Genomic DNA, 17,556 nt, shown 5'->3' on the forward strand with positions numbered 1-17,556 from the left:
GATCTGCAAAGTTAACAGGATCATTCCAAACATAGGCATATGGAGACTGTGTAATTTCTGATAATGGATCTACACTTAACCAGAAACTTCGTCTAGGACTATAATAAAATCAACTCAACATATTATCAAAAATAAATTCTTATATTTTATCAATTAATGTCACCAACTCATCTAATTTTTCAATAAAAATATTAATTGATTCTTCTGGATAAAATAAACTTTGATAGTTTTTTGGAGTAAAATTGTATTCTAATAGGTCCTTAGTATCATTAATATCTACTAAAGAATTTATTTCTTTATATTCATTTTCAAAATAAAATGACCATATCTCTATTATCCCATGTTCCCAAAAAAATATTTCTATACAAATTTTTGATTCAAAATTGAAATGGAATCCCGTGCTACCTAAAATTGAAGGTTTCATCGATGTAATTTCTGATTTAATTTTAGAAGGAAACTTGCTTTCTAATTTAAGCTTAAATTCTACTAATATCTGCTCAACTTTTTCTTTCATATTATTTCGTTTTAAGAATTGGTGTAAGATTTCGTATAGGTGGTGTTAATTGACCTCCTTTTTTTAAAACTGCTCTTATTTGGCTTTGCCCGTTCACTGCTGATTCTGGATGTACGGCTTTGAGCCAATCTGTTGTTCCTGCTGGTATTAAGCTATTTGATTGAATTTCCATTTCAGAATAAACCCATCCTTTGGGAGCAGCCGCGCAACTATATGGCCCAGCTGTGGAAAAAACGTCAAGCTCCCTTGTTCAGGCACAACATGACCTGCTTCGGACATTATATTATAGCTTTCTCTTGAAGACCAATGCCCAACTTTTGTATATTGGACTCCTGCATCATAAAACAAGATTCCTTTAAATCCTCTAAAAAGGTAAACTCCGCCTTCTGCTTCTATGTACGCCTTCATCATTGAAGCACTAGGATTTACCAGTGCTGAACTTTGAAGCTTTGAATAATAAGAGGATAATACTTGATCGTATCAAAAGAACTGAGATAAGCAGTGTCCTTTCCAGGAGAGGATATTTGAGGGGAATTATTAAAAATCAAAAAGAGGCTGAAATCTTACAGCCTCTTATATTATTATAAATAGTTATTCTTATAATATTTCACTTCAGATTCTTTGTCTACGAATTTCAAGAATTGGTCTGAAATAGCACCTTTTGACTTAAAATTCTCTTTTGCTTCTTTTAATGTCATATGATTAGCAGAACTAGTTTTCATATCATCTGTATTTCCATCGTCTTCCCAAAAACACACTGGACAGATTTGATAATTGCCTTTTTCAAAAATTGTTTTGAAATTACAGCATGGACACGGATTTAATTCTTTTGTTGATCCAAAAACAGTAATAGGTAATTGATATAACGTTTTAATTTTTTCTTCAACATAAGAAACTTTTACTCCATTATATTTCTCTTTTAAATATTCAAAAATTTCTCCTTGCTCAATTCCTTCATTTTCACTAAACTCTTCTCGTTCTTTTACTGTCATTCTTGAAAACTCATTTAATGACAGTATATTTATTACTATATTTAATTCTATATTTATCATGCCTTTATTTTGTTAAACTAGCCGCCAAGTCAAGAGCATCTTGGAAAGGAGTAGTACTTATATTGGGATTTGCTCTATAAAACGTTCTGATCTCTCTTAAATCCATTCTTCCAACAAGGATTTCTTGTGTATTACTATTAAATTTAACTAAAAATTTACCAACAACTTGTTCTTGGATATGTTCACCTGTTTCACCAGCAAAACTTTTTGCTAGCTTTAAATATTGACTTTGAATAATTTCTCCAAATTCAGCCCCATGTTTCAAAAAATGGGTTGCGAGTTCCCCCTTAGAAAAACCTTTCCAAATGATATTGCAATCATTAAACTATTTTTGTCTCAAAAAAGATAGCAAATCCAAGTTTTTCCTACCAACACATTTGAAACACCTTGTATGATTATCAATATTTTAAGTAGCCTATTTTCAATTTTCTTTTATTCCGACTACCCAAATATCATATCAAACTTTCAATACTTATTCAATCTGTAAAAATATAGCATTGAAAATCAACGCTATATTTTATTACCACGCTACCGAAAAATCTTAGGAAATTCTTTTTTGATATGTTCAGCTAATTTTGGTATATCTTCCAGAGCAAAATCAACATATTTTTTATAAATATCTTCACCAAATTGCTTGATCCAAAAGTTTTTTTTATAAAATTGACCTTCTGATTGGATTTCTTCAAAAATTATAGGAATTAAAATGCAATTTTTACTTTCGGGCTTTTTTCTAATTAGCCATTCTAAATTACCTTCAAATTCATTAGTAATCTTCTCAAGGATAGATATCAATTCTGTTTCATCCGCTAAATAAAATCCAAAGCGAAGAAATGGTGGATGACCATAAATATCATCTAGCGAAAACATTGAAACTTTTGAAGTTCGTAAAGGTGAAATCTTATATAAGGTTTCAAACATTATAGTATTAATATCTATTTCTTCCATTTTAATTTTAATCAATTATTTGTCTTTGTAATTTTATTCCTTTCGGATTCATTTTTTGATAGACTTTAATATAATCTTTAGTTCGTATTGGAGTTCCACTATACATAGGGTCATAAACATAATTCCCTTTAACATATACCTGATGATATGTAAAAGCTTCTTTTTTTCCATATTCTATACCATTCAACCACTTTCCTGAAGATGGTGTAATTTCCAAAACATAGCCACCTTTATACATTCTATTATAACCACTTGCTAATTCGGAACAATCAATATTTGTGTTGGCAGCCCTATAATCTCTCAAGGTTTCAGCAGCAATAGCATCTTCATATGCTGATGGATTTACATTACCGCTTGGTTTTATACCCCTTGGCTTTATCTTACCTGCATTAACAGGGAAAAGTCCTTCAGCAGCTATCATAGCAGAAACCTCTCCTGCCATTCCTAAAACTCCCCAATTATTCTCAGCTTCTTTTATAGCCTGACCAGTACCATATTGCACACCCTCATGATTTAGTTTTAAATTTTTGATAACCTTAGTATAAAGACCGTCATATGTTTCTTTATCCCATCCTCTTACCAAAATCAAACCCTGATAAAACTGACCGATTTCGTTCTGCATACTGGCCATTTGACCTAATGTCATATCATGGCTACCTGCGTAATTAATCATTAATTTGTTCATCAACTTCTCAGCTCCTGAGTTCCCTTTAAATTGTCCACTACCAACACTATTAACTCCAGCTGCTGCAATTCTTATAGCCGCAGTTCTCATATGTTTTGGTAGAGGATCTGGACCATAATTATCACCACCTCCAAAACAATCTTTAATAGTTTTCGGTCCATGTCCCGGGCCTCCCACTCTTTCCCCCATCAATCCCGTTGGATCTGCAAAGTTAACAGGATCATTCCAAACATAGGCATACGGAGACTGCGTAATTTCTGATAATGGGTCTACACTTAGCCAGAAGCTTCGTTTAGGATCGTAATATCTTGCTCCGTAATAGTAGTATCCTGTTGCCATATCAAGCTCTTTGCTGTTGAACCTGTAAGGATTATCGTAGTCCATCGTCGTATTTTCCATCAGCATTTCCCCATACGGCATATACTCGTACCAATTGGTTACATTTCCTTTGATATTCGTTAATATTGAGGCTCATTAAGATGGTAGTAAAAACTCCATCTTTAGGATATTTATAAATACAAATTACCAAAAAGTATTAAACTTTTTTAAAAATATAGCAACGCTAAAAAACTTATATTTCTTAGGAAAGGGAACACAGAAATATATAATCATACAGAAGAGAAATAATATCTTAACCTAAAATCTATTCAACTGTTAAATCAGGAAATATATATTTATTTGTTTCTTTATCATAATAAACATTAATAATGGGAAATTCCATATTATGATTTTCAAAAAACCATTTTCTGAAAGCATAATACATACCTTCAGGTTGATAATCACAAAAATTATACTCTAGTTTCTCTATAGAAAAAATTACAGGAAATATGTCTATATATTGTATTATACTTTTAATACCTTTTTTTAAATAATTAAGCGATATATTATCAATTATATTATCATTTAATTTTAGATATACCTGTGGTGCAATTTTATGTATGTTTACAGAGTTTTCATTTAAATCTAACAATTCTTTTATTTCATAAAATATAGCAATTCCCCAACTTGTTTTTAATATTGTTAATCTATCCATTAATTTTTTAATTTAAATTTATTAAATACATTTTTATCAAAATAGTGTTCATAACCCATGCTTGAACTACGCTTTATATATTGAAATCCATGAGGTTCTCCATTACCAAACAAACTACTATGCTTATTCAGCCATGAATTTGCCAAGTCATCATCTAAAGGAACTTCAAATTTTTTAAATCTATTAAAGCTTCCTTTGCTTATTTTGAACTCCATTATTTCCAAATGTAATTCAGGAAGATTTTTCTTTAGTAAATCGCGATAGGCTTCAGCTTCAGCTCTAGTATCCCAAGTATATAGACCTTCTCCAAAATGAGCAGATGTTGGTGATGTTGGCCATGGTATTCCTCCTGATTTTAATCTTGCAACATCTTCTGCACCTTGCACGGTATAAAAAGTTTTACTAAATGGTATTTCTATTTTCGTAAGAGCATAGGTCGCAACTTGAATTGCTGTATTCGGAGTTTCATATCCCACGGCATGCCCCCATTGATACGAATTCCATTTTCCATAATCAGGAATATTAGCATGTCCGTTACTAACCAAACTTTCCGCTGTCTCTCCCCAAAATTGCCCTGTAAATATTGTGCTAGTAAAAAAATTCTTTATATCGCTTCCCCATGCAAATAAACCATTTTTGACTCCACTCCAAATACCAGTATTTGATACTTCGCTCCAGTGTCCCCCAGCTCCTAATGTAACAGTTGTATTATTAACTGAATTATATTGATTATTAGAATAACCATCTGAATAATCATCATAACCAAGTTTTCTATAATTATCTTTTGTTATTTCCGATCTCCATTCCCAACGATTTCCTTTTCTTCCCCAATCATACGGTTTTCCCAATCTCTCCCCCATCAATCCCGTAGGATCTGCAAAGTTAACAGGATCATTCCAAACATACGCATATGGAGACTGCGTAATTTCTGATAATGGGTCTACACTTAACCAGAAGCTTCGTTTAGGATCGTAATATCTTGCTCCGTAATAATAAAAAAGAGTATAAACATTTTGTCTCAAAAAAGATAACAAATCCACATTTTGGTTGGAATTCCAATCTGTACATTGTTATTTACCTTCAGGCGGGCATTTGATTTATGGCCATAATTAATCTATTCATTCTTGAATAGAATTTCTATAACATACCAATTGACCGAAATTAAATAACTATTTATATCATTTGTTAGAAAATATTCCATCCCATAACATTCTTGCATTAATTTGGAAAAAAGTTTTCCATTCTTTAAAACAAATATTTGGTTTTTGTTATAGTAATCTTGTTCGAAAAAAATAGATACAGTTCCTGAGATATATTTTTCAGAAAAATTAAATTCATATTCATCGGTAGGTAACTTTTCTGAAATATCACTACCTATCGATAAATTACCTATTACTTTAATAGGTTTAAATTTATTAATTGTATCTAGAATAAATTTTTGAGCATTTTCGCCTTCAATTATTGAATATTCTAAAAGCAATTTTTTTGCAGCTGCTTCTAATTCTTTAATCTTATATAAAAAATCGTTTTCCATTTATTTATCTTGTTGCTGGTATATTATCTATAAAAATATGGCCTCTAATTCTATTAGGCCCTCTTCCCATTGTTTGATATCCTATATGGGGTTGATGAGGTCCTTCTCCTAACTTTCCTGTTGACTTTACATTATTAAATGCAGGCATGTCCATATTTACATTAGCTCCTCCTGGCCCTGTATATTCTACAGGTATTGATTTTCCATTTACATCTTTCCCCCATTTTGTCACTTTAAATAATTCCTTTGGTACTCCCGTTCTTTTAAATGCTTCTTCTAGAGCTGCTAAATGTGTAGCTCCCCCCCGCATATCAACATCTTTTATAGGATTAAATTCCCAATTATTTCCAGTTAGCCCTTCTCCTGCTCCGCCTCTACTTAATCTATGAATAATTGCCATTGCCGCCAACCCTTCAAATTCCTCTGCCCCTGCATTTCCCCTAACAATCCTCCTTACAGCAGATTCCGCATCCCGATCCCCTTCAAACATCATGGCTGAACCTTCTTTTCCCTGCATCCCTTCATTCCACATAGATGCAAGACCATTATAAGCAGAGCCCAAAGCATTCTTCATAAATCGGTCTCCATTTTCTAATACATCTGAGTCATATTGTTCTCTTTGCATGTATGGAAACTTAATATTATGCAATCCTAACGTCAGAACAGGTTTTCCGCCATACTCACCTTTATTAAGATACCATGGCAAATCGCTTTGATCTGGTTCAAGAGTAGATGTTATGATCTTCAATATTTTAGATAGCCTATTTTCTTATTTTTTCTACTCTAGCTACCATAATTATCATTCCAAATATCATTTTTAGTTTAAGTTTAAAAATTAGAACATTGATTTTTAATATTCTAATTTATTACCAACACGTCTGTTACATTACCACATTTAAGTATATCATTACATATTTTATTAACAATACATCTGGTATTACTAATCACTACATTGGGACTGCTAATATAGAATGGAAATATCAAAAGGAAACTTGATATTTATAATATCCGAACTCTTCACTTTAGTAAAAGTAATATCTGAGCCAACTAATAGCGATTCCGATTTTGACAAAAAAACATTCTCATATTTATTGTTCATTTCAAAAAGCAAATTTATCATATTCCAATCCTTTCTAGTGATAATTTTTTTATCCATCATGTATTCAATTTGTTTAAATGATTTTTCATCTATTTTTACACAATAATATGTTCTCTCACTATTAGCAGAATTTATTTGAATACAATGAAATATATAAATATCTTTTTCAAGTGAAGTAATTGATGTTATAACTCCATCATACCAATCCATTATAAATAATTTAGTAATTGTCATCTCTTATTTTGTTTTAGGTTTAAATATTTCATTAAATTTTTGAGTAACTTCAGGAGTAACTGGCTTTGGCAATATTACTGTATGATGCCTAGGTTTATTTCCAGTTTGTTCAACCTCGAAAAATGATTCAACAGTAGATTTGAGAGCACTTTTATGCGATAAATCCGAACCTTTAACTTTGTCTTTCAACATTGTTGAAACTCCATGAGGAAAGCCAGCATCTTCCGCTGCTTGTGCTTGTCTTGCTAACGATTCTAGAGTTTCTGCCTCTTGGCCAAATCTAACTAAACTTTTCTCACTAGCCAGTCCTCCCGCTGGTTCCCCTACTTTATGAATAATTGCCATTGCTGCCAACCCTTCAAATTCCTCTGCCCCTGCTTTTCCCCTAACAATCTTTCTTACAGCAGATTCTGCATCCCGATCTCCTTCAAAGACAATAGCTGAACCTTCTTTTCCCTGCATTCCTTCGTTCCACATAGATGCAAGACCATTATAAGCAGAGCCCAAAGCATTCTTCATAAATCGGTCTCCATTTTCCAATACATCTGAGTCATACTGTTCTCTTTGCATGTATGGAAACTTAATATTATGCAATCCTAACGTCAGAACAGGTTTTCCGCCATACTCACCTTTATTAAGATACCATGGCAAATCGCTTTGATCTGGTTCAAGAGTAGATGTTATTGGCCCAACTGAAAAATTACTGTGAGATTTGTGTTTAAAGAACCAATCCCAAACTTTTCTTACCCAGCTTCTTTTCCCGGGTGGGTCATGAGTATCACCTCCCACTCTTTCCCCCATCAATCCTGTTGGATCTGCAAAGTTAACAGGATCATTCCAAACATAGGCATATGGAGACTGTGTAATTTCTGATAATGGATCTACGCTTAGCCAGAAACTTCGTTTAGGATCGTAATATCTTGCTCCGTAATAATAGTACCCTGTTGCCATATCAAGCTCTTTGCTATTGAACCTGTAAGGATTATCGTAGTCCATCGTCGTATTTTCCATCAGCATTTCCCCATACGGCATATACTCGTACCAATTGGTTACATTTCCTTTCATATTCGTTAATATGGAGGCTCCACTAAGGTGGTCAGGATGTATCCAGTACATTTCATTTTCAAGAATTTCCGGCGGGGTATAATTACTCATACATTCATCCGACAAAAACTCAGTCCACCTTTCACAAAACCTCCCATCATTTAAAGCTTGCTCATAATATTCCGTCAGTTTAGTATAACACCTCTCATCCTGGTCCTGTAAAAACGCATAGATCTGCTGCTCCATAAGAAAGGAGCATAATGTTTCATCATGCGTTGAGGATACCGGTGGGGTATAGGTTCCCTGGGAGTCTTCGCCATCTACCCATACTTCATCAGGAAGGCCAGCTGCTTGTATAATGCCATGGATTTCTTCTGCTAATAAAGACGCCTGTTCCTCGTAACCTTCGGAAAGGTTTATTTTAAACCTATGCGTAGGTACCGGGCTTACCCTTGTTGCAATTCTCTGGCTTCCCATATAATAATGCTTGCTCATGGTTTTGTTATTCAGCACCAGGTAGCCGTTGGGATAATAAACAAAAGGTCCCATTTGGGTTGTATTGCTGGGATCATTCCCATTGACGTAAAGATTTTTAGAAACCGCATCATTTTTCAGGATTCTCTCTCCGGCTGCGTCATACACGTAGTAATTGAAATTTTCCTTTTGAGTGACCACAGCTTTCAGGCGGTTTTGGTCATCCCAAAACAGTTCTCTGTATTCTGCTGGAGTATTACCAGACTGTTGCTGATCTTCCACAATAGTGACAAGATTGCCATTGAGATCATAGCGAAATGTTTCCTTTGCAGTGACTGACGGGTCAATAGGAACCATACCACAATCCATAGGAGCCGTAAAATTCTGAAACTTATTGTAAAATATCGAAGATACTGCATTAGGATGATTAGGATCTTCATATTTATAGGTACCTGCATCTCCTTCATTACCCGGAGTCATGCAGGTACCGTTCTGATATGTTTTGAGTTTAAAGTCTTTCACCTCCATGTTTCCAACAGCATTATACCCCATATTTAAATTATAATACTTGGTATTCTTCTTTCCTGTAGCTGTTATCAGGGCTGAACCCAACCTTCCGAAAGAATCGTAGCTGAAAGTCTTATCCGTTGCTATTCCCATATCCATAGACGGATAATTTCCAGCCATGGGTGTAGTGCCATTTATTGCAGAAACATTTCCGTTACCATCAAAAGAATATCTGTTTTTACGAATGTTCATATTTCCATTGTCATACAATAGAGAAAGTTCATTGACTTTCCCCCACGGATCATAATCATACTGGGTTTTGGTTTCGTTTCCTGCAAGGTAAGAAGTCATCTGATCTCTATTGTTGTAGGTCATAGAATAGGCAATATCCGTTAGCTCAGCTTTTCCTGGAAGTTTACTTTGGATTCTGTCCAACAGCCCTGCCATATTATAGCTGTAAGTGACTTCTTCGGTATCCGGATAAAAGATCTTGTTGATTCTGCCATATACATCATGCACAAAAGAAGTTTTGAACATTTTGGGAACATTTTTAGGCGCTACCACAATCCGCATGTTTTCTTTTACATTACCCCATATGTCGTATTTAAAATTTTGGGTACCTGTTCTGTCGGTTTGCTTTATCAGCCTTCCACGTTCTTCAGCAGCTCCTCCTTGCTCACCATACGTAAAATGTACCGAGTGATCAGGGTATTCTACATCTGTTAGCTGGTCAAAATTATATTTATAGTTAATTTTTTTTCCGTTGGATTTTAAAACAGCATTATAGGAGGAGGTCACTTTACCGGTCATATCATATTGAAACCCTGATTCTCCTGCATCCGGCTCTGTTTTCCTGATATTTCTTCCCAATTTATCATAGAAATATTCTGTAGGATAGTTTCCGGCATCCTGCGTGGCTGTAAGCTGGTGGAGACCGTCGTATTTATAGGTCATCCATATATCATTGCTTCCATTGGTCTGTTTGCTAGAGGTTGTTTGCCCTAATGCATCAATATAGGAGATACTGGTATTTCCCAAAGGACTCACTACTCTTGTCGAAAATTGTGTAGTCCCGGATCTGTCTGTTCCAAATTCATAGAACATATTGGTGGTTAGATTTTGCAGCCCATTGTTAGTGGCAACATTAAACTGCGTAGTGCTCACAGGGCGGTCTAGCTCATCATATGTAGTGGTTGAATAAATCTTGGCAGTCTGGTCCTCTACAGTTGTATAGTCATCAAATGTTTTAAGAGAAGTCATGATATCAGTCCCTGTTGTCACCTTATCCCTGAGAATTGTTTTGACAGGTCTTCCCAAATGATCTTTAATCTGGTAAATGTTATTGGCGAAATAGTAGGTCTGGTTTTCTTCTTTAAACAGTTTTTTAGACATAATGCCTTCTCCCCATGCATCGGTAAATAAACTAACGAAGTAATTGGGCCTTGGATCCCTGTCATTCTTGAAAGGTTTTCTTTCCGTAATGGCTACCGGTATAGTCTCTGAAAAATAATAGTACAATCTGATCGTAAAATCTATATCCGCGGGAGCAAGATAGTCAGTAAGCCTTCCGAAAGAGTCATATGTATATTGAGCCGTTGCACCATTAATATCTGTTATGGCAACAGGAACTCCTAAAAGGTAATTATCATCATACTGAGTGGTACTTGTATATCCGTATGCATCTGTGGTAGCCGTCAAATAGGTATGATACACCGGATCATAAACATAATTGTAGACCATGCGCTGTCCGTTTGCAGAAACCGGCTGTGTAACTTTGGTTAAATTACCATAAGTATCATACTCCATATCAAAATCCGCCGTCCCGGAAGCCCCGTTACTGCCTGTTCCCAATATGTCTTTTTTAATTTGTCTTATATTTTGGGCAGCGTCCAGAACCGTTGTGCTTTTCCGCATAACCTCATTATTGTGAGCGGTTATAATAAGTTTTTCCGAAGGTATCCCTACTATATTTTTAGCTCCGGGAGCATGATAGGAGATCTGCGTTTTCACATCATCCGAAGCATAGTCCAATGTTGTTCCCCTGTCTGTGGAACGGATAACATTTCCGTATTTATCATAAGCATCAACTGTATTGTATGTAGTTTTACTATGACTCCCCGATGCCGAAAATTCAGTAAATGTAGATTCTGTTTTATATAAAAGCGGTATAATCCTGCCGATATCCTTGTACTGGGGTTCGGACTGATTTTCTGTAAGCGCATATTCTGAAGAAGAAGGCTGGTCGAAATACCGGTAAGTATATTTCGTCTCACTTCGCTTCCTATTTTGACTGTCCAGCATATAAGAAGAGCGTACAATTCCTTTTTTGTAGAAATACTGCCTTATTTTTGTGTCATTATAATTAACATAAAAGTTATTTTCATTACCTGTATAATCAGTTTCATACTGGGTAACATAAGTTTGGTGCAGAACATACTCATTAAAAACTTTTGTTTTCACAATTCCAAAACCTAAAAACTCTCGCTCTCTTCTGTCCTGTATTCCTTTTTCATATTCAAAACTGAAATATTGAGCAGGCTTTATCCTCTGGGGATCTAAAACATTGCCCAAGTATGGAAGAGTAGTATCAATAGGTTTAAAATTCCATACAGCCATTCTGGAGAGCACGGTCTTTGAAAAAGGCATCTGGTAAGTCCCTCCTATAAGTGTTGCCAAGTTATTTTTTTCGTTGACATTGTAATACTCAAATTCAATCAATCCCTGAAGAGGAGTTTCAATACTAAGCAGTAAATTGGCTTTTGGCAATTGATTTTGATAAAATGTCAGTTCACCGTCATTTCCTGAAACAAGTAAATCCGGATATCCGTCTCCGTCAAAATCCCTGAGATCTACTTCCTGTTTAGACACAGACTTGTCGGTTCCACCTCCTGCTGAAACACAAATTTTCAATCCAAAACAAGCACATAGTGTTCCATATAAATTAAACCCGGATGAATTCTGTTTATTATCCAAGCTAAAATTTTCATTGAAGTTCTCAAGAGGAATAAAGGAAGTCCCACTATTGATCAACATTTCATAGGTATTTCCATTCTTTACGATCTTATCTGCAAGACCGTCCCCATTGATATCTATTAATCCCACTTTTGCTGTAGATGAAGATTTCGAAAGTCCAACACCTCCAGCCCAGCTTCCATTAGCGAAGCTGAAACCACCTCCTCCTGAAACTGCAAAAGAATCCCCTTTCGACACCTCCGAAACATCCCATCCGTAAGACTCTGGTGCAAAACCATTTCCTGTATTGATATAGGTACTTCCATCAGAAATATAATCCGTCAGGCCATCACCATTTATATCAGCCCATACTCCTGTACCCTGTGCCCATGCTTTTCCTACCGTAACATTAAGCCCTATTCCTAATGCGAAAGAAGAAGATCCTGTGTGCAAATCTTTTTCTCCTCCTATGGCAAAGAATGTATTTGCAGTATTACTGAATTTGGCTACGGAAGCAGAAGCTGAAAGCCCAGCACCTAATATGAACCCTTTATTTTTAATTTCTTTTTCATTGATAGAAGTTACTGCCGCTAATTGACCCAAAACATTGGTTTTCTGGTAGTAGCTTCCTGAAATAATATCGGGATAATGATCCCCATTAAAATCCTGGAAATAATCTGATGTTTTTTCAGTAGAGATACCTGCATGCCCACTGATGCCCAGCCAGGGAATTATTGATCCCGCAACATAAGCGTGAAATGCATCAGATTGGGAACGGAGGATTATGCCCCGTGGATTAGGCACTGAAAAAACGGGTGTTGTGACAACAGTAGAACTGCTGGAAGATACTCCCAGTACATAAGGCTGCAGATCATATTCGGACAATTCTGCAGGTTCCATAGGAGATACATAGGCATCTGTTTCTGCATTCAATTGTAAAGGAGTAAAATATCTGTTATTATTCTGCTGAATAATATAATTCGTCATACAGGTGAAGTAATCCGGAGCAGAAGGATTACAAGGAGAAGCCCCTCCAGGAGCTGGGACATTGGCTAATGGATTGGTTGTAAATTCATTTTCACGAATTGCCTGATTAGGATATTTTGAACCATTGTACGTGAATCTGCCCCATCCCTGATATACCAATCCTGTATTGATATTATAATGGTTGTTCTCCGAACGATAGGCAAAATAGTCAGCCTTATGTTCCGTATTTTCTAAGGCAGGATCTCCTATAAATGCAGAATTAATAATATAAGGATTTTCTGAAGACAGCTTTTTTGTAACTACATAATCCGGAGAGCTGATCTCAAAATAAAAAGGAAGCATACAAAGCTCTTCATAACTAATAGGTATAGTTGCAAAAAAAGCACATATGTCTATTTTCGGAATCGGCATAACATTATTAGTAACATTTACCGTATTTTTCGCAGTGTAAACATTTCCGTTATTGTCCTTAATTTTTAATGAAAAAGTAACTCTTGTATTATGTGATTGGCTTAAGTTAATGGAATAATCATTCAATGATGTATTTCCATTAAAATCCGGGAATACATAATAAGCACTTGCCGCCTTGCAACGGGGACATATTGTTTTATCGCCGCAAAAAGGATATTCCCTGTATTTTAAGAAATCCTTAGGCAAAGTATTAATTAGCCTTTCAGAATAAGGATTATACTGTACTAAAGCTTTGACCGCAGTAGTGTCTGTATCCGACATTATCGTAAGAGTAGGCTTCCACTTGATCTTTTCCCATGAAACATTGGTATCGGAAGAAACATCAAAATGCAACAGGGTTATAGTACCGTCGGAAGGGTTCTGATTAAGTAACAAATTGGAAATATCGGAATTGGCAATTTCATTGTTTGCCACTGTAACTGAATTCAAATTATCACCTTTAATTAGTTTTTGGTGATATATCAGTGTAGATGGCGGCATCACACCAGTAGTATCAGATATTGACTGTATCGTTTTATAAATTTTAAAATCAACATCATCCGTAAATATTTCATTATTTAATTTATTCCAAGAAATATTGACTTTACTTTTATCACCTATTACATTTTGCTTTTGACTGGATGGTAAATAATGAACTCTTGCATCAAATCTAAAATAGGCATTATTATTAGCATCCTGCATGCCAAGGTCAGGAACTCCCGGAACAGAAGTGTATACTATATTTGTATATGCTTTAATTCTATCTCCATTCTGATTAGTTTTAGAAGATGCTATTATGAATATTCTCTGCCCTTTTTCAACATGAGTTGTGGTACTGAGAGCCTGAAACTGTCCCTGACTATTTAAAGTAACTGTTGGAGAAATCTGAGAGGAATTAGCAGGATTAAATCCTGAGAGATCTTCATTGGCTTTTGTCAATTCACCCTTTTCAATCCACACATCCACCCCATCCTGAGAGTTTTGAAGCAAAGTTATTTCATTACTTACAGCAATATCTCCTGATACAGGAGCTTCCCACATTCTTACAATATTGGCTAACGAAGATGAGAACTGACTGGTAGTTATAATAGTATCCTGAACCGCATTACTTCCTGCCAGAATAGCATTAGGAGTTTCTTCTGTAACATTTACCGTTCCGGAGGCCGGTTGGGTCATGAACTGGGGAGCACCATTTCTTATCTTATTAAAGAATACATCACCATAATGAATCATATCCAGGAGGCCATCGCCATTAACATCTGAAAAATAAATCGGTGAATTGCTGTTACCAAAAGAATAATTAGCCCCTACAACACCATTCGCAAATGAATATTCCAATCCGAGAGTAGTATTATAGCTATTATGGGTATAGATAGGAGTATCACCGGGAAGTCCGGAAGAAGAATATACCCCGCTAAATCCTGTTCTTATATTCTTTCTGAAGTTGATATTACCATTTGAAGAATAGAATGTTTTATCTAACAATCCGTCTCCATCAATATCTAAAAGCTGATTTTTCCCATATGCCTCATTATCATCATAGCTTGCTGTAATCCCTATAGTCCCCTTTTTGTTAATTCCGACAAAAAAACAAAGCCCACCACCAAAACTTACTGCACCCCGGATATTTTTATTTTTACTATATGTTCCGGAAATAAAACTGGTATTGCCCCCTGAAAAAGAACCTACATCTCCGTTATCTTTTGGAGTGTTGTATACTTTGGTAGGTGTTTTTTCAAAAACACCCATATTGTGTTCATAAAGTAACTTGTGTTTGTTAAATAGAGTACCATTTCCATCTTTTTGAATGATCTCTGTTAAAAGTCTTTTGGAAAACATCCCTACGGTCGTATTATTTAACTCATATTCACGGATATTGATATTCGCTCTTTTAACTCTAATCTTGCTTAATATTTTTGCGTCTGCCAATTTAACTCCCAGTTTATAATTGAAAGTCATATCTCCTCTAATGCCCGCTTCATTTTCAAATTCAATAACAGTATTATTACTGTAAGTAATTCTTGACAGGTATTTATTTTTACCTCCTCCATCGAATGAGTCTGAATAGGTATAGGTTATAGTATTTCCGAAACGATCTGTAACTTTAGACAAAAACCATTTCACCACGCTCCCCGAAGAATTACTTGAAGGATTATTGGTCAATATATCCAGATATTCTTTTTTTGTCCCGCTCCCGTCCAATGTTTCCCAGGTATAATCTGAAGGTGAAGATCCTTTCCTTATGATGGTATAGCCTTCTTTTATTCCATTACGGTAGTAAAACTGCCTGTTTGTTGTTCTTGCCTCGGAATAAGGAAGTTTATTGGGCAGGTAATCATCCTTGAAAACAAGCTGCTCACCTGCAATTAAGTAAATCTCAGTTTCCTGGCTACCAAATGCCAGAACACCCCATCTGGTATCAATATCGATAGTTTCTACTGGAATATCCCAACCTGTTCCTGCCCATCCAAATTTGTTATCACTATTATATACGATAGAAACGTTAGGCTGAAAACCTCCAATTCCTGCAGGTATTTCAATAGGATATTTTACGTTCGTAGTACCTTGTTGATTGGGTGTCGGCGGAGCAATCAGGTTAATTTTAGATCCAGGGTTAGCAATTGGCATATCATTAAATTCCGTCTGTGCACCAGCTCCAGTTTCCGGGCTTTCAGGCTGCTTCACAACACCAGCTATAAAATCAACATTACTTAAAGAAGTATGAAGTACAATATATTTTTTTACCGTATTTACACTATCAATATTTACAGGAGACCATTCTTTTTTAGTATAGTCAAACATAAATGCTGTAATGTCTTTTTCCTGATAGCCCTCAGGAAGCTTATCTTGATCATAAGGCAAATGAAATTCCGCTTCTTTTGAAGCTTTTTTATTGAAACGAAATCCTGCATAATTATTACTCACATTAACGGTGGATAGATCTACCGGAGGTATATCAATTAACCTTAACCCCTTTACAACTCCTAATTCATTCTGTGAAACAACTGTATGCCCTTGAGTTTCATATGTGCTTACCTCCGCCGAAAAAGAATCTTCCACTGTCTTTCCAACAATTATTTCGGGCATGTACTGCGAACCATTGAATTTAACAGTAAAGAACTTTTTATCTAAATTTTTATAGGAAACATATTCAAACTCGTTTCCTTTCAAGTCGATTTTTTCACCCTCAACATCTAAAGATTTGATTCCGGATTCCGGATTTACAAATCCCCGTAAGTACGCAACCTTATTATTGTATATTTTTGCAGTTACAGTATAGGGAGAAGAAGAATTATTTTGTTTTTCTGTAATACGAACGTTCTTGATCGTATAATAATCTCCCTTATTTAAGGCATTGAATAAGATTTTATTATCTCCTTTTTTCAAAAGTTCTGTATTGACTGGTTCAGACACTGAACTCCAGCCTGTTTTTTTGTGTCTGACATAGCCGCCCATCGCAAAACTGCCATTGATACTACGGGTCACAGAATTCGCATCCGAATAACCGTCCACGTCATAACTAAGAATATAAGTTTTATTGGGATCTACGGCCGAAAGCTGAACATCAAATATATTATCGGAAGCATCTGCATCTCTTCTTTGCGGATCCTTATTTCCGATCTCTCCTATATATCCTGAGTTTGTCAGCTTAGAATTAAAATCACCGGACAATGAGCGGATTTTATTTAATTCCGTATTAGATGTATACTTAAACTTTTTATTCCCCGAAAGGGAAAGGTTCGCGGAAGCAGAATCAGTTACACTATTTACTGAAACATTATGAAAAATATCTCGTGATGCTTTATTAATATACTTATACTTATCATTTTTAGTTGGCTTCAGGAAATCGCAGTTAATTTTAAATGGATTAGAATATTGACTTGAACTTTTAACTGTTCTCACCATATTCTGATCTTTATGGATAACTTTATAAAGTGTCCAGCTGCTTAGAGAAAGAATAACAGGGATAAGAACGGGTAATAGTTCAATGGTATTACGGCTGAAAAATGAACGTCGTTTCATATCTTGGATTTTGTGTTTTTATT

Annotated in this window: 12 protein-coding genes and 1 pseudogene; all 13 read right to left on the reverse strand. The window is 35.3% G+C overall.

Going from position 1 to position 17,556, the window contains the following annotated elements:
* Position 1 precedes the first annotated feature (1 nt).
* A pseudogene (locus ACM40_RS20890) lies at positions 2-94 on the reverse strand (hypothetical protein); the annotation flags it as partial.
* A gap of 45 nt (positions 95-139) precedes the next feature.
* Complete coding sequence (locus ACM40_RS06050; RefSeq protein WP_048501939.1) at positions 140-514, reverse strand: hypothetical protein; 375 nt, start codon at positions 512-514, stop codon at positions 140-142.
* Positions 515-661: 147 nt separating this feature from the next.
* A complete protein-coding gene (locus tag ACM40_RS06055; protein WP_048501940.1) occupies positions 662-925 on the reverse strand; it encodes a hypothetical protein in 264 nt (87 codons plus the stop codon).
* 170 nt (positions 926-1,095) lie between these two features.
* Complete coding sequence (locus ACM40_RS06060) at positions 1,096-1,566, reverse strand: CPCC family cysteine-rich protein (RefSeq protein WP_228376150.1); 471 nt, start codon at positions 1,564-1,566, stop codon at positions 1,096-1,098.
* 4 nt (positions 1,567-1,570) lie between these two features.
* A complete protein-coding gene (locus ACM40_RS06065) occupies positions 1,571-1,831 on the reverse strand; it encodes a hypothetical protein (protein WP_048501942.1) in 261 nt (86 codons plus the stop codon).
* Between the two features lie 263 nt (positions 1,832-2,094).
* Positions 2,095-2,511 carry a hypothetical protein gene (locus ACM40_RS06070; RefSeq protein ID WP_131705337.1) on the reverse strand — a complete coding sequence of 139 codons (417 nt, stop codon included), beginning with the start codon at positions 2,509-2,511 and terminating at the stop codon, positions 2,095-2,097.
* Positions 2,512-2,518: 7 nt separating this feature from the next.
* Positions 2,519-3,616 (reverse strand): RHS repeat domain-containing protein, encoded by a 1,098-nt coding sequence (locus ACM40_RS06075; RefSeq protein ID WP_048501944.1) that lies wholly within the window; start codon positions 3,614-3,616, stop codon positions 2,519-2,521.
* Positions 3,617-3,839: 223 nt separating this feature from the next.
* Positions 3,840-4,229 carry a hypothetical protein gene (locus tag ACM40_RS06080; protein ID WP_048501945.1) on the reverse strand — a complete coding sequence of 130 codons (390 nt, stop codon included), beginning with the start codon at positions 4,227-4,229 and terminating at the stop codon, positions 3,840-3,842.
* Positions 4,229-5,269: an RHS repeat-associated core domain-containing protein gene (locus tag ACM40_RS06085; protein WP_083996799.1), complete on the reverse strand. Its 1,041-nt coding sequence runs from the start codon at positions 5,267-5,269 to the stop codon at positions 4,229-4,231. Before ACM40_RS06085 ends, ACM40_RS06080 begins: the two co-directional genes overlap by 1 nt.
* Before the next feature lie 74 nt (positions 5,270-5,343).
* The gene (locus ACM40_RS06090; RefSeq protein WP_048501947.1) at positions 5,344-5,763 is read right to left on the reverse strand and encodes a hypothetical protein; all 420 of its coding nucleotides are present in this window, start codon (positions 5,761-5,763) and stop codon (positions 5,344-5,346) included.
* Between the two features lie 4 nt (positions 5,764-5,767).
* A complete protein-coding gene (locus ACM40_RS20365) occupies positions 5,768-6,511 on the reverse strand; it encodes a polymorphic toxin type 47 domain-containing protein (RefSeq protein ID WP_048501948.1) in 744 nt (247 codons plus the stop codon).
* Between the two features lie 213 nt (positions 6,512-6,724).
* Positions 6,725-7,072 (reverse strand): hypothetical protein, encoded by a 348-nt coding sequence (locus ACM40_RS06100; RefSeq protein ID WP_131705338.1) that lies wholly within the window; start codon positions 7,070-7,072, stop codon positions 6,725-6,727.
* Positions 7,073-7,099: 27 nt separating this feature from the next.
* Positions 7,100-17,533, reverse strand: coding sequence for an RHS repeat-associated core domain-containing protein (locus tag ACM40_RS06105; protein WP_048501950.1), 10,434 nt, complete (start codon positions 17,531-17,533; stop codon positions 7,100-7,102).
* Positions 17,534-17,556 lie beyond the last annotated feature (23 nt).

The sequence above is a fragment of the Chryseobacterium sp. BLS98 genome (assembly GCF_001045445.1).
Classification (GTDB): domain Bacteria; phylum Bacteroidota; class Bacteroidia; order Flavobacteriales; family Weeksellaceae; genus Chryseobacterium.